Below are 13,080 nucleotides of genomic sequence, written 5' to 3'. Positions count from 1 at the left end.
CCTAGCCCTTGGAATTCAGTACGTCCGCCAACTGCGCCAGCGGCACCTGCCGCTGTTCGCCATCCTGATCGGCCTGGCGCAGGAACTTCACCCCTGCGGTCCGGTTGGCCACTTCGTCGCCGCCAAGGATAACCGCAACCCGGGCGCCGCTGGCGTCCGCCCGCTTGAACTGGGCCTTGAAGCTGCCGGCGCCGGCATGCACGATGACGGCCAGGCCGGCGTCGCGCAGGGTTTCGGCGACCTGGGCGGCCAGGCGCTGCGCCGCTTCGCCCTGATGCACCAGGTAGACGTCGCACTCGGGTACCGGCTCGGCCGGCACGGTCTGTTCCCACAGGTCCAGCAGGCGCTCCATGCCGATGGCGAAGCCCACGGCGGGCGCGGGCTTGCCGCCCAGCAACTCGATCAGGCCGTCGTAGCGCCCGCCGCCGCACACCGTGCCCTGCGAGCCCAGGCGGTCGGTGACCCATTCGAACACGGTGGAGTTGTAGTAGTCGAGCCCGCGCACCAGGCGCGGGTTCAGGCGGTACGCGATGCCCGCGTCGGCCAGGCGCTGGCAGACGCCGTCGAAGTGCGCGCGCGACTCGTCTCCCAGGAAGTCGAACAGGCGCGGCGCGCTGTCGGCCATCTCCTGCATGGCGGGATTCTTGGTGTCCAGCACACGCAGCGGGTTGCTGTACAGGCGGCGCTTGCCGTCCTCGTCCAGGATGTCCTGGTGCTTTTCGAGGTGGGCGATGAGGGCCGCGCGGTGCGCGGCGCGCTCGGCGGGCAGGCCCAGCGAGTTCAGTTCCAGGCGCACGTCGGCCAGGCCCAGGATCTTCCACAGGCGGCCCAGCATGACGATGAGCTCGGCATCGACGTCGGGCCCGGCGAAGCCCAGGGCCTCGACGTCGATCTGGTGGAACTGGCGGTAGCGGCCGCGCTGCGGGCGCTCGTGGCGGAACACGGGACCGATGGAGTAGACGCGGTGCGGACGGTCGTACAGCAGGTTGTGCTCGATGCTGGCGCGCACGATGCCGGCGGTCATTTCGGGACGCAGCGTCAGAGAATCGCCGTTCAGCGCGTCCGTGAAGGTGTACATCTCTTTCTCGACGATGTCGGTGACTTCGCCGATGCCGCGCGTGAACAGGCGGGTGTGCTCCAGCACGGGGGTGCGCACGTTGCGGTAGCCATAGCTGCGCAGCCAGTCGCGCACGAGCGCCTCGAATTGCTCCCAGCGGGCGCTGGAGCCGGGCAGCAGGTCGTTCATGCCGCGGATGGCGGTGACTTTCTGGAAGGCTTGCGTCATCTGTGTCGCGCTGCCGGCGCCCGTACACAACGCACGCGCCTGGCAGCCAGTTCCTTTGTTCTAGTGGGCCGCCACGGCGCCGTAGCGGCGCGCGACGTAGTCTTCGACGATGGCCTGGAACTCCTGGGCGATGTGGTCGCCCTTGAGCGTGACCGTGCGCTCGCCGTCGATGAAGACCGGCGCGGCGGGCACTTCGCCGGTGCCGGGCAGGCTGATGCCGATATCGGCATGGCGGCTTTCGCCGGGGCCGTTGACCACGCAGCCCATGACGGCCACGTTCATGGATTCGACGCCGGGGTACTGGGCGCGCCACAGGGGCATCTGGCGGCGCAGGTACGACTGGATGCTGTCGGCCAGTTCCTGGAAGAAGGTGCTGCTGGTGCGCCCGCAGCCGGGACACGCCACCACCATGGGGGTGAAGGCGCGCAGCCCCATCGTCTGCAGGATCTCCTGGGCGACGATGACCTCGCGCGCGCGGTCACCGCCCGGTTCGGGCGTGAGCGAGATGCGGATGGTGTCGCCGATGCCCTCCTGCAGCAGCACGGCCAGCGCGGCCGTGGAGGCCACGATGCCCTTGCTGCCCATGCCGGCTTCGGTCAGGCCCAGGTGCAGCGGGTAGTCGCAGCGCGCGGACAGGTCGCGGTAGACGGCGATCAGGTCCTGCACGTGGCTGACCTTGCAGGACAGGATGATCCTGTCGCCGGCCAGGCCCAGTTCCTCGGCGCGCCGGGCATTGCTGATGGCCGAGACCACCAGCGCGTCGCGCATGACGGCCTGGGCTTCCCAGGGCTGCGCACGGCGGCTGTTCTCGTCCATCTTGCGCGCCATCAGTTCGTGGTCGAGGCTGCCCCAGTTGACGCCGATGCGCACCGGCTTGTCGTGGCGGCAGGCCACTTCGATCATCTGCGCGAAGTTGTCGTCGCGGCGCTTGCCGCCGCCCATGTTGCCCGGATTGATGCGGTACTTGGACAGCGCCTGGGCGCACTCGGGAAACTGCGTGAGCAGCTTGTGGCCGTTGTAGTGGAAGTCGCCCACCAGCGGCGCGGACACGCCCATGCGGTCGAGCTGCTCGCGGATGGCGACGACCTCGCGCGCGGCCTCGGGCGTGTTGACCGTGATGCGCACGACCTCGGACCCCGCCTGGACCAGCTCCTTGACCTGAATGGCCGTGGCGATGGCGTCGGCCGTGTCGGTGTTGGTCATGGACTGCACCACCACCGGCGCGCCGCCGCCCACGGTGACCACGCGGTCGTTCCAGCGCACCTGCACGGCGCGCGTGACGCGGCGCTGGGCCGCGCCCACCTCGGGCGGGGGAAGATCCTGGCTGGTCATGGCGGACTCCTGCATCGTTGAGGCTATTGGGTGATGACGTGCGCCAGCCACTCGAACGACAGCCATTCGCGCGGCAGCCAGCCTTGCCAGAAGGCGTAGGCCACGGCGATGGCCACCACCACCAGGATGGCGATCAGCCAGCCCCAGGAACTGGTGGGCGCCCGCTCGTCTTCCATGGACATGCCGGCGCCCGTGCGCGGATGCACGCCATTGACCGGCGGACGGCCGGGTGCGGCGGGCGGCGCCACGCCGTCCAGCGAGGCGGCGATGACGTCGCCGTCGGCGCCCAGCAGGCGTGCGTAATTGCGGATGAGGCCGCGCAGCGAGACGCCGGTGGGCAGGGCCTCCCAGCGCTCTTCTTCCAGCGCCTGCAGCTGGCGCGGCGAGAACTTGATGCGCGTGGAGACGTCTTCGAGCGACCAGCCGCGCGCCGTGCGCAGCGCCCGCAGCGCGCCCCCGACGGTGGACGGCACATCGGCCGCCCGCGCCGGCGAGACGGCCGGCGTAGACACGGATTCCTGCGTCATGCGTGCACCTGTGCGATCGGAATGGTGCGCCCGGCTTTCGCGTTGCGCTCGGCCAGGCGGGTGCGGTCGCGCACCTCGCCGGCCAGCTGCCCGCAGGCTGCGTCGATGTCGTCGCCGCGCGTCTTGCGCACCGTGGTGATGATGCCCGCGTCCATCAGGCGCTGCGCGAATACCTTGACGCGCGCCGAGGGCGAGCGCTTCAGGCCGGATGCCGGGAACGGGTTGAACGGGATCAGGTTGAGCTTGCAGCGGATCTGCCGGGCCAACTGGATCAGTTCGCGGGCATGCTGGTCGGTATCGTTGATGCCGTCCAGCATGCAGTATTCGAAGGTGATGAAATCGCGCGGCGCATGGGCGAGATAGCGCTCGCAGGCGTCCAGCAGCGACTTCAGGGGATGCTTGCGGTTCAGCGGCACGAGCTCGTCGCGCAGCGCGTCGTTGGGCGCGTGCAGCGAGACGGCCAGCGCCACGGGACAGTCCTGCGCCAGGCGGTCCATCATGGGCACCACGCCCGAGGTGGACACGGTGACGCGGCGGCGCGACAGGCCGTAGGCGTTGTCGTCGAGCATCAGCCGCAGGGCGGGCAGCAGCTGTTCGTAGTTGAGCAGGGGCTCGCCCATGCCCATCATGACCACGTTGCTGACCACGCGGGTATCGGTGTCGGCCGAGGCCTTGCTGCCCGCCAGGCGCGCCGTGCCGGCATCGGCCTCGAGCACGCGCTTGGCCCACCACAGCTGGCCGATGATCTCGGCGGTGCTGAGGTTGCGGTTGAAGCCCTGGTGGCCGGTGGAGCAGAAGCGGCAGTTGACGGCGCAGCCCGCCTGGCTGGACACGCACAGCGTGCCGCGGTCGTCCTCGGGGATGAACACCGTCTCGATGGCGTTGCCCTGCCCCACGTCGAACAGCCACTTGCGGGTGCCGTCGGTGGAGCGCTGCTCGGTATTGACCGGCAGCGCCTCGATGCGGCAATGCTGCGACAGCTGGCCGCGGAATTCGCGGGCCAGGTCGGACATGGCGTCGAACGAATCGGCGCCGCGCTGGTGCACCCAGCGCTGCAGCTGGCGGGCGCGAAAAGGCTTGCCGCCCCACTGCCCGACCAGTTCGGACAGCGCCGCGGCATCCAGGCCCAGCAGATTGATGCGTTCGGATTCCATGTCTTGCGGTGTCTTGCCAAGCGCCCCCACAGTGAGGGCGCGTGAAATCAACGGCTGTGGATGTTGATTTCGGGGAAGAAGAAAGCGATTTCGACGGCGGCCGTTTCGGGAGCGTCGGAACCGTGGACGGCGTTGGCGTCGATGCTGTCGGCGAAATCGGCGCGGATGGTGCCCTTTTCGGCCTTCTTGGGATCGGTGGCGCCCATCAGGTCACGGTTCTTCTGGATGGCGTCCTCGCCTTCCAGCACTTGCACGAACACGGGGCCCGAGATCATGAAGTCGACCAGGTCCTTGAAGAACGGACGGGCCGAGTGCACGGCGTAGAAGCGTTCGGCGTCGGCGCGCGACAGTTGCTGCAGGCGGGCGGCGATCACTTTCAGGCCGGCTTGTTCGAAGCGGCTGACGATCTGGCCGATGACGTTCTTGGCGACGGCGTCGGGCTTGATGATCGAGAGGGTGCGTTGGCTGGACATGAATGCTCCGGGGATGCGGGTTTTGAGTTTTCCTGGGTTTCCCTGAACGTTTTTCTTCAAGGAAAACAGATACTTCGAACTGGTTTACAGTAACCCGGCATTCTAGCATGCCGAGAAGAACGTATTTACATCTTAAAATCGACGGTTTGCTCGGCCTCCCCTGGCCGGACTCCTGTATCGCCGGAACCCGTAATGACCCAAGCTGCCGACCGCCCCGACACCGGGGCCGCCTCCATCGAGACACCGGAACTGTCCAAGAGTTTCGAACCTTCCGACATCGAACCCCGCTGGCACGCCGAGTGGGCGCGCCGGGGCTATTTCGAGGGCGGCCGGCACGTCGAAACGGGGACCGATCCCAAACCCTACGTCATCCAGTTCCCGCCGCCCAACGTCACGGGCACGCTGCACATGGGCCACGCGTTCAACCAGACCATCATGGACGGCCTGGTGCGCTACCACCGGATGCGCGGCGACGACACGGTGTTCGTGCCCGGCACGGACCACGCCGGCATCGCCACGCAGATCGTGGTCGAGCGCCAGCTGGATGCGCAGCAAGTGTCGCGCCACGACCTCGGCCGCGAGAAGTTCGTGGAGAAGGTCTGGGACTGGAAGGCGCAGTCGGGCAGCACCATCACCAGCCAGGTGCGCCGCCTGGGCGCCTCGGCCGACTGGGACCGCGAGTATTTCACCATGGACGAGCGCATGTCGCGCGGCGTGGTCGAGACCTTCGTGCGCCTGTACCAGCAAGGCCTGATCTACCGCGGCAAGCGCCTGGTGAACTGGGACCCGAAGCTGCTGACGGCGGTGTCCGACCTGGAAGTGCAGGCTGAAGAGACCGACGGCCACATGTGGCACATCCTCTACCCCTTCGTCGACGGTCCGCAGACCATCACCGACAAGGAAGGCAACACGGTCACGCTGCGCGGCATGACCATCGCCACCACGCGGCCCGAGACCATGCTGGCCGACGGCGCGCTGTGCGTGCATCCCGACGACCCGCGCTACCGGCACCTGGTGGGCAAGGAAGTCGAGCTGCCGCTGTGCGACCGCAACATCCCCATCATCGCCGACGACTTCGTCGACCCCGAATTCGGCACCGGCTGCGTCAAGATCACCGGCGCGCACGACTTCAACGACTATGCCTGCGCGCAGCGCCACGGCCTGCCGCTGATCGTGATCTTCACGCTGGACGCGCACATCAACGAGAACGGCCCCGCGCAGTTCCAGGGCATGGACCGCTACGTGGCCCGCGAGGCCGTGGTGGCCGAGCTCGAAAAACAGGGCTACCTGGTGAAGGTCGAGGCGCACAAGATGATGCAGCCGCGCGGCGACCGCACCGGCGTCGTGCTCGAGCCCATGCTGACGGACCAGTGGTTCGTGGCCATGAGCAAGCCCGCGCCCGAAGGCACGCTGAATCCGGGCAAGAGCATCACGCGGGTGGCGCTGGAAGCCGTGGCCGACGGCCGCGTGCAGTTCTATCCCGACAACTGGGCCACCATCTACAACCAGTGGCTGGAGAACATCCAGGACTGGTGCATCTCGCGCCAGCTGTGGTGGGGCCACCAGATCCCGGCCTGGTATGGCCCCAATGGCGAAGTCTTCGTCGCGCACGACGAGGCCGGCGCGCAGGCGCAGGCCCGCGCGGCCGGCGTCGAGGGCCCGCTGACGCGCGACGCCGACGTGCTGGACACCTGGTTCTCGTCGGCGCTGGTGCCCTTCACCACGATGGGCTGGCCCGACGACACGGCCGACCTGCGCCGCTACCTGCCCTCCAGCGTGCTGGTCACGGGCTTCGACATCATCTTCTTCTGGGTGGCGCGCATGGTCATGATGACCATGCACATGACGGGCCAGATCCCGTTCCGGCACGTCTACATGCACGGCCTGATCCGCGACGCGGAAGGCCAGAAGATGAGCAAGTCCAAGGGCAACACGCTCGATCCGGTCGACCTGATCGACGGCATCGACCTGGAAGGCCTGGTGAAGAAGCGCACCTATGGCCTGATGAATCCCAAGCAGGCCGGCAGCATCGAGAAGGCCACGCGCCGCCAGTTCCCGGACGGCATTCCCGCGTTCGGCACCGACGCGCTGCGCTTCACCATGTCGGCCTACGCCACGCTGGGCCGCAACATCAACTTCGACCTGAAGCGCTGCGAGGGCTACCGCAACTTCTGCAACAAGCTGTGGAACGCCACGCGCTTCGTGCTGATGAACACCGAGGGCCATGACCTGGCCGCGGACGCGGGCAGCGCGGAGCTGTCGTTCGCCGACCGCTGGATCGTCAGCGCGCTGCAGGGCCTGGAAGCCGAGGTCGCCAAGGGCTTTGCCGACTACCGCTTCGACAACATCGCCAACGCGCTGTACCGCTTCGTGTGGGACGAGTACTGCGACTGGTACCTGGAACTGGCCAAGGTGCAGATCCAGTCAGGCACGCCCGCGCAGCAGCTGGGCACGCGCCGAACGCTTATCCGCGTGCTGGAGGCCGTGCTGCGCCTGGCGCACCCGATCATCCCGTTCATCACCGAAGAGCTGTGGCAGAAGGTGTCGGTGGTGGCCGGCAAGCGCGCCGTGGGGCAGGCCGCCAGCGTCAGCGTGCAGCCCTACCCCTCGCCCAGCCCCGAAGCCGTCGACAGCGCGGCCGAGGCCGAAGTGGCCGAGCTGAAGCAGCAGATCGAGGCCGTGCGCGCGCTGCGCGGCGAGATGAACCTGTCGCCCGCCCAGCGCGTGCCGCTGGTGGCCGAAGGCGACGCGGTCACGCTCACGCGCAATGGCCCGTACCTGGCCGCGCTGGCCAAGCTGAGCCAGGTCGACGTGGTCGACGTGCTGCCCGACGCCGGCGCGCCGGTGCAGGTGGTGGGCCCGTCGCGCCTGATGCTGCACGTCGAGGTCGACGTCGCGGCCGAACGCGTGCGCCTGGACAAGGAGATCGCGCGCCTGTCGGGCGAGATCGCCAAGGCCCACGGCAAGCTGTCGAACGCCAGCTTCGTCGAGCGCGCGCCGGCCGCCGTGGTCGAGCAGGAGAAGGCCCGCCTGGCGCAGTTCGAGGAAACGCTGGCGAAGGTCCGCCAGCAGCGCGACAAACTGGGCAACTGAGGCCGGCAGACCTGAGCCGCAGGCTGCTTGCACGGGCCCGCTGCCGGAAGGCGGCGGGCCCGTGTCGCATGCGCGGCGGGCAAGGCCATCGCCACGTACGGACGCGGCAGGGGCCACGCGGAGCGCCCGGCCGCCGCGGCCGCGCCGGCGCCTACATGGCCTGCATGCGCCACAGCATCGGCGCGGCCGCCGGCGGCATCAGGCCGACCGCCGCGCGATGCCCCGCCGAGATGCCCATGTCGTAGACCACGGCGTCGCGCCGCGCATCGCGCCACGCGCCGTCCGGCCCGCGTGCCAGGCACAGGTCGCGCGGGCGGTGCTGCGCCAGGGCGCGGCCATCCGACTTCAGTAGCGCCTCCTTGCGGGTCCACAGCGAGAACACCGAGCCGGCATGCGCCACGGCACGCTGCGGCGCCGGCGTGATGGCGGGCTCGTCAGGCGCGCACAGGCGCGGCGCGCGCGCCAGCAGCGGATGTCGCGTGTCGATGTATTCGACGTCCACGCCTATCCGGCCGCCCGCGCGCAGGCCCACCAGGCACATGCCGCGCGTGTGCGACAGGTTGAAGTCCAGGCCGCGGTCGTGCGCCAGGCAAGGCCGGCCGGCCACCTGCGCGTAGGCGACCTCGCGCGGCGCGCACCCCAGCGCGCAGGCCACCGCGCAACGCAGCACCGCGTGCGAGACCGCGTAGACGTGCGCGTGGCGGGCATCGCGCAGCGATGCGACCCGCGCGCGCTCGCGGTCGTCCAGCCAGGCCAGCCAGCACCGCGCGTCGCCCTGGGCGGGCAGGCGCACGCCCAGCAGGAAGGCGGCCTGCCTGCGCGCCTGCGCGGCGCGATAGCGTGCCTGGACCGCGCACAGCAAGGCGGCGGGCGCGTCCATCGGCGCCCGCGTCAGACGAGGAAGCGCGCCACGGCCTGCTCGTCCCAGGCGATGCCGCTGCCGATGGCCTCGGAGACGATGGCCGAGCCGTTCTCGAAGCGCAGCGGCGCCTGCAGCAGCGGCGCCGCCATGTCGATGCGTTCGAGATAGTGCGGATTGGGCGTGACGCGCAGCAACTGCGCGCTGACCTCGGGAAACACGTGCGCCGACACCGGCAGGCCGGCCGCGTCGCACAGCCCGGCGCAGCGCATCCAGCCCGTGACGCCGCCGGCCTTCATCAGGTCCAGCATCATCAGGCCGGACGCGCCGGCGGCGATGCTCCTGGCCACCTCGCGGCAGCCCCACAGGTTCTCGCCCAGCTGGATCGGCGTGCGCACCGCGGCCGCGATGCGCGCCATGCCGGCGGGATCATCGTAGGCGGTGGGCTCCTCGATCCACGCCACGCCCTCGGCGTCCAGCGCGCCGCAGCGGACGATGGCGTCCGCCACGCTGAGCGCCTGGTTGTAGTCCACCAGCAGGTCCACGCCCTCGCCTGCCGCGCGGCGCGCGGCGCGCACGACCCGCAAGTCTTCGGCCAGGGTCGGATAGCCGATCTTGACCTTGACCGCGCGAAAGCCCGCCTCGATCGCCTCGGACACGTCCCGCACGGCGGTGTCGACGCCCGCCATGCCGAAGCTGGCATAGGCGCGCACCGGCCCCGGCTCGCCGCCCAGCAGCCGCGCCAGCGGCATGCGCGCGGTGCGCGCCAGCGCGTCCCAGGCCGCCATGTCCAGCGCGGCCAGCGCGATGCCGGCCAGGCCCGGCGTGCCCAGCAGGCGCAGGCGCCGCCGCAGCGCCATGTACAGCGCGGCGGGCGCCGCCGGCATGCCGTACAGCGACGGCGCCAGGTCTTCCAGGAAGCGGCGGATGGCGCCCAGCGCCACCGGCGTGTCGGTGAAGGCATAGGTGCTGCCGGTGACGCCGTTGTCGCACTCCATGTCGACCAGCACCAGCGCCGCGCTGGACACCAGGCCGGCGGCGGTGCGCACCGGCTTGGCCAGCGGCATGTCCACCGTGCGCAGCCGCACGCGCTCGATGCGCGGCGCCGTATTGGCGGCATGCAGGACGGCCGCGTCGTTCGGTCGGTTCATCGGGCTCTCCGTCAGGCCGCCACGGAACGCAGCGCGGGCGTCTCGGCCCGCACCAGGCCGAGGTTGTTGAAGTCGCGCAGCACGCCCGGCCAGGATCGGTCCTGGGCGCGCTGCACCAGCATGCGGCCCCACACGATCCAGCCTTCCCACGTGACGCGCTTGTCCCACTGCACGCCCCAGTCGGACAGCAGCTTCAGGCCCTGCCGAGCGCGCTCGGCGGCCGCCTCGAAGTTGCCCTGCATCAGGAAGACTTGGGCCAGTTGCAGGTACGGCTCGCCCACCCATGGGTTGTGCGCGACGGCGGCTTCCAGCAGGCGGCGCGTGTGCGCGGGATCGACCAGCGGCACGTTCAGCGAGGCCACCTGCCAGTACAGCGCGGCAGCGGCGCTCTCGTCCTCGGCGTCCAGCGTGCGCGTGCAGCGTTCGAACACCGGCGGCACGGGGATGCCCAGCCCCGGCAGGTGCCGCGCCAGCCGCGAGGCCAGCGCCAGGCCCGAACTGCCGGGACGGAACGGCCCGGGCCACAGCGTGACGCTCCACAGCGGCGCGGCGTCGAGCCGCCCTGTGTGCGGGTACGAGGACATGGTGTCCTCCTGCCAGCTGTACCACTGCTCCATCAGGTCGGCCACGGTGACCACGGTGAACACCGCCACCTCGCGGCGGGTCAGCGTGAACACTTCGTCGCCGCGCCGCAGTTCGATGCCGTCGGCGGGGATGCGGTCGCGCGCCAGCATGTCGAGCACCATGGCCGTGCGCGGGATGGTGCAGAAGCGGTGGATCAGTTCCTCCGTGCCCTGCCCCAGTTCGCCGGCCAGCACGCCGCGGCCCTCCAGCGGATCGAACAGCGCCAGGTCGACGTACTCGTTCGAGTACACGCTGTGGAACAGCCCGCACAGGCAGGTGTCGCGGTCCTGGCCCCACAGCTTCAACATGCGGTAGACCGTGGTCAGGTGATCGCGGAAGGTGCCGTGCTTGTGCCAGCTCTGGCCAGCGCGGCGCCGGTTCAGCAGCGCCATCCAGCGCGGGAACTCCGGGTCCAGCGCGGCCTGTTCGCTGGCCAGCCAGCCGTCGACCCAGGCGTGCGCGTCGCGTTCGTCGTTCATGCTCGTTCTCCTCTGCTCGTGTCGGTCAGGCATGGGCCGGCGCGGGCTGCGCGCGGGCGCTGGCGGGCGCCTCGGCCGCCTGGCCGATCAGCGCGGTCAGGATGGAACGGCCGCCCTGGTACTGCCGCCGGCCGTGGCCCACCCGCATGTTGTCCAGCATCAGGAAATCGCCGGGCCGCCAGTCCAGCGGCCAGGCGGCCTCGTCCAGCGTGCGCGCGATGTGCAGCACGTCCTCGTCGGTGATGGGGCTGCCGTCGCCGTAGAACACCTGGTCCAGCAGGTGCGGCTGCGTGGCGCGCGCCTGGGCCAGGCGCATGGCGAAATCGGCGCGGCCGTCGTTCAGCGCCCAGCGCAGCGAGGCCACGGGCGCGAAGATGTGGATCTGGTTGCACCACAGCACCTGGCCATCGTCGGGATGCGGGCGCATGGCGGGCAGGATCTCCTGCCACAGCTGCATCGAGCCGTCGTCCAGCCACTCGGCGCGCCAACCCTTCTGCCGCGCGGTGGCGCCGGCCTCGTCGCGGTCGGTCGTGCCGAACACCTCGGTCCAGGGCTTGGGCACGCCGGGCCGCTGGGCGGTCTGCTCGGGCAGCGGCAGGTTGCGCCGCAGCTGCACGCCGCCGTGCTCCTCGAAGCGGCGCAGCACGCCGTCGTCCAGGCGCTCGGTGATCTCGCGCATGTTGCCCAGCGTGGTCTGCCCGTCGCGCGCGGCCGGCGTCACGCAGAAGAAGCTGATACGCGCCGGCAGCCGCGCGGTGTAGGACATTTCCTGGTGCAACGGGATGGAATAGATGCCCGGCACTTCGGTCGCCGTCATGATCTTGCCGCGCACCACCTTGCGCGGCGAGGTGCCGCCCACGTAGTCCTGCAGCACCGGCGCGGTGGGCTCCAGCAGGGCCTCGAAGTCGACCGCGCCGCGCGGCGCCGAGAAGCCGCGCAGCAGCAGCGCGCCGTATCCACGCACCTGCTGGTCGTAGCGTTCGCGCCGCTCCGACAGCCACGCGGCGATGTCCTCGACGCTGGCGCCGGCGCCTTCGCGCACCTGCCAGATCATCGGGACGCGGCCCTCGCCTGGGGGGATTTCGTCGACTCGTATCATCTTCGCTCCTCCTTGGATGGGGCCCGCATGCAGGCCCCGCCGGTCTCACGCAGGACGTGTCAAGCCTGGACCCAGGCCAGCAGCACGGTCAGCGTCGCGACCGAGACTATGGTTGAAAACACCAGCATCGACGCGCTCTCGTCCACCAGCGTGCCGTAGCGTTGCGCGATGACGAAGCCGGTGGAGGCTGGCGGCATGGCCGACAGCACCACCAGCACCGCGGTGGTCCGGGCGTCCAGCCCGAACACCTGCGTGGCCAGCAGCCACGCCAGCACGGGCATGGCAGCAAGCTTCAGGGCAGCGAAGGGCAGCATGCCGCTGGCCGCCCACCAGCGCTTCTGCCCCGAGATGAAGATGCCGGCCGCCACCAGCGAGCACGGAATCGCCGCAGACCCCAGCGTCTGGAACAGGCGGTCGAGGGCGGCCGGCGGCGCGCCCAGCAGCAGCGCGTAGGCGATGCCGCACACCACCGCGATCAGCAGCGGATTCGAGGCCAGTGCGCGCGCGATCTTCAGCGCCACCGCGCCCTGCGCGCCGCCGCGCTGCTTCTCCGCCTCCAGGAACAGCAGCGTCAGGCTCAGGTTCAGCACGGCCAGCACGGTGGTGGCCAGCACCGCGGGCAGCGCGGCGTCCTGCCCGAAGGCGGCCACGCACAACGGGATGCCGATCATCGCGGTGTTGCCGCAGGTGGTGTTCATCGAGCGCACGCCCATCGCGCCCCAGCCGTCGCGCCGCGCCACCAGGCTCAGCAGGCAGGTCAGCGCGTAGCCCACCAGCACCGACAGGGTCCAGGCCAGCAGGAAGCCGCCCTGCACGATCTCGGCGCGCGGCGTGCGCGCGATCACGATGAACAGCAGCGCCGGAAACGCCAGGTAGTACACCAGGCGGTTCAGGCCGTCGGAATGCGCGCTGCTCATCCAGCCCAGCCGGCCGGCGGCGAAACCGCAGGCGATCAGGGCGAACACCGGGAAGATCACATCGAACAGGCCTGCGTTCATCGGGTC

Annotated in this window: 11 protein-coding genes; 1 reads left to right on the top strand and 10 read right to left on the bottom strand. The window is 70.1% G+C overall.

Going from position 1 to position 13,080, the window contains the following annotated elements; genetic code table 11:
- Window position 1: 1 nt before the first annotated feature.
- The 5 genes from hisS to ndk are packed head-to-tail and all read right to left on the bottom strand — an operon-like array spanning window position 2 to window position 4,771.
- Window positions 2–1,285: a histidine--tRNA ligase gene (gene hisS, locus FS845_RS19985; RefSeq protein ID WP_144638585.1), complete on the bottom strand. Its 1,284-nt coding sequence runs from the start codon at window positions 1,283–1,285 to the stop codon at window positions 2–4.
- A gap of 60 nt (window positions 1,286–1,345) precedes the next feature.
- A complete protein-coding gene (ispG, locus tag FS845_RS19980) occupies window positions 1,346–2,632 on the bottom strand; it encodes a flavodoxin-dependent (E)-4-hydroxy-3-methylbut-2-enyl-diphosphate synthase (RefSeq protein WP_144638583.1) in 1,287 nt (428 codons plus the stop codon).
- 8 nt (window positions 2,633–2,640) lie between these two features.
- On the bottom strand, window positions 2,641–3,144 hold the full coding sequence (locus FS845_RS19975) for a helix-turn-helix domain-containing protein (protein WP_144638581.1): 504 nt from the start codon (window positions 3,142–3,144) through the stop codon (window positions 2,641–2,643).
- Window positions 3,141–4,298, bottom strand: coding sequence for a 23S rRNA (adenine(2503)-C(2))-methyltransferase RlmN (gene rlmN, locus FS845_RS19970; protein WP_144638579.1), 1,158 nt, complete (start codon window positions 4,296–4,298; stop codon window positions 3,141–3,143). The genes FS845_RS19975 and rlmN overlap by 4 nt, the downstream gene beginning before the upstream one ends.
- Before the next feature lie 47 nt (window positions 4,299–4,345).
- Window positions 4,346–4,771, bottom strand: a complete 426-nt coding sequence (ndk, locus tag FS845_RS19965) for a nucleoside-diphosphate kinase (protein ID WP_144638577.1) — start codon at window positions 4,769–4,771, stop codon at window positions 4,346–4,348.
- Between the two features lie 192 nt (window positions 4,772–4,963).
- On the opposite strand from ndk, the gene FS845_RS19960 reads away from it, so the two are divergent.
- Entirely contained in the window at window positions 4,964–7,864 is a 2,901-nt protein-coding gene (locus FS845_RS19960) for a valine--tRNA ligase (RefSeq protein ID WP_144638575.1), read from the top strand.
- A gap of 151 nt (window positions 7,865–8,015) precedes the next feature.
- Here the strand turns inward: FS845_RS19960 and FS845_RS19955 are convergent, their stop codons facing one another.
- From FS845_RS19955 to FS845_RS19935, 5 genes are read right to left on the bottom strand one after another with little or no spacing between them, the layout of a single operon-like run.
- Entirely contained in the window at window positions 8,016–8,744 is a 729-nt protein-coding gene (locus FS845_RS19955) for a 4'-phosphopantetheinyl transferase family protein (protein ID WP_144638574.1), read from the bottom strand.
- Window positions 8,745–8,755: 11 nt separating this feature from the next.
- A complete protein-coding gene (locus FS845_RS19950; protein WP_144638572.1) occupies window positions 8,756–9,874 on the bottom strand; it encodes an enolase C-terminal domain-like protein in 1,119 nt (372 codons plus the stop codon).
- Between the two features lie 11 nt (window positions 9,875–9,885).
- Window positions 9,886–10,977 (bottom strand): tetratricopeptide repeat protein, encoded by a 1,092-nt coding sequence (locus FS845_RS19945; protein ID WP_144638570.1) that lies wholly within the window; start codon window positions 10,975–10,977, stop codon window positions 9,886–9,888.
- Between the two features lie 25 nt (window positions 10,978–11,002).
- Window positions 11,003–12,076 (bottom strand): TauD/TfdA family dioxygenase, encoded by a 1,074-nt coding sequence (locus FS845_RS19940; protein ID WP_144638568.1) that lies wholly within the window; start codon window positions 12,074–12,076, stop codon window positions 11,003–11,005.
- Between the two features lie 59 nt (window positions 12,077–12,135).
- The gene (locus tag FS845_RS19935) at window positions 12,136–13,074 is read right to left on the bottom strand and encodes an AEC family transporter (protein ID WP_144638566.1); all 939 of its coding nucleotides are present in this window, start codon (window positions 13,072–13,074) and stop codon (window positions 12,136–12,138) included.
- Window positions 13,075–13,080 lie beyond the last annotated feature (6 nt).

It is taken from the genome of Bordetella genomosp. 13 (assembly GCF_007679965.1).
In the GTDB taxonomy this organism is placed as follows: Bacteria; Pseudomonadota; Gammaproteobacteria; order Burkholderiales; family Burkholderiaceae_B; genus Bordetella.
This window is presented reverse-complemented; position numbering and strand designations above follow the sequence as displayed.

Coding starts and splice junctions, on each gene's coding strand:
- FS845_RS19955 (WP_144638574.1), bottom strand. CDS start 8,744: ATGGACGCGCCCGCCGCCTTGCTGTGCGCGGTCCAGGCACGCTATCGC.
- ispG (WP_144638583.1), bottom strand. CDS start 2,632: ATGCAGGAGTCCGCCATGACCAGCCAGGATCTTCCCCCGCCCGAGGTG.
- FS845_RS19940 (WP_144638568.1), bottom strand. CDS start 12,076: ATGATACGAGTCGACGAAATCCCCCCAGGCGAGGGCCGCGTCCCGATG.
- FS845_RS19950 (WP_144638572.1), bottom strand. CDS start 9,874: ATGAACCGACCGAACGACGCGGCCGTCCTGCATGCCGCCAATACGGCG.
- rlmN (WP_144638579.1), bottom strand. CDS start 4,298: ATGGAATCCGAACGCATCAATCTGCTGGGCCTGGATGCCGCGGCGCTG.
- FS845_RS19960 (WP_144638575.1), top strand. CDS start 4,964: ATGACCCAAGCTGCCGACCGCCCCGACACCGGGGCCGCCTCCATCGAG.
- FS845_RS19975 (WP_144638581.1), bottom strand. CDS start 3,144: ATGACGCAGGAATCCGTGTCTACGCCGGCCGTCTCGCCGGCGCGGGCG.
- hisS (WP_144638585.1), bottom strand. CDS start 1,285: ATGACGCAAGCCTTCCAGAAAGTCACCGCCATCCGCGGCATGAACGAC.
- ndk (WP_144638577.1), bottom strand. CDS start 4,771: ATGTCCAGCCAACGCACCCTCTCGATCATCAAGCCCGACGCCGTCGCC.
- FS845_RS19945 (WP_144638570.1), bottom strand. CDS start 10,977: ATGAACGACGAACGCGACGCGCACGCCTGGGTCGACGGCTGGCTGGCC.
- FS845_RS19935 (WP_144638566.1), bottom strand. CDS start 13,074: ATGAACGCAGGCCTGTTCGATGTGATCTTCCCGGTGTTCGCCCTGATC.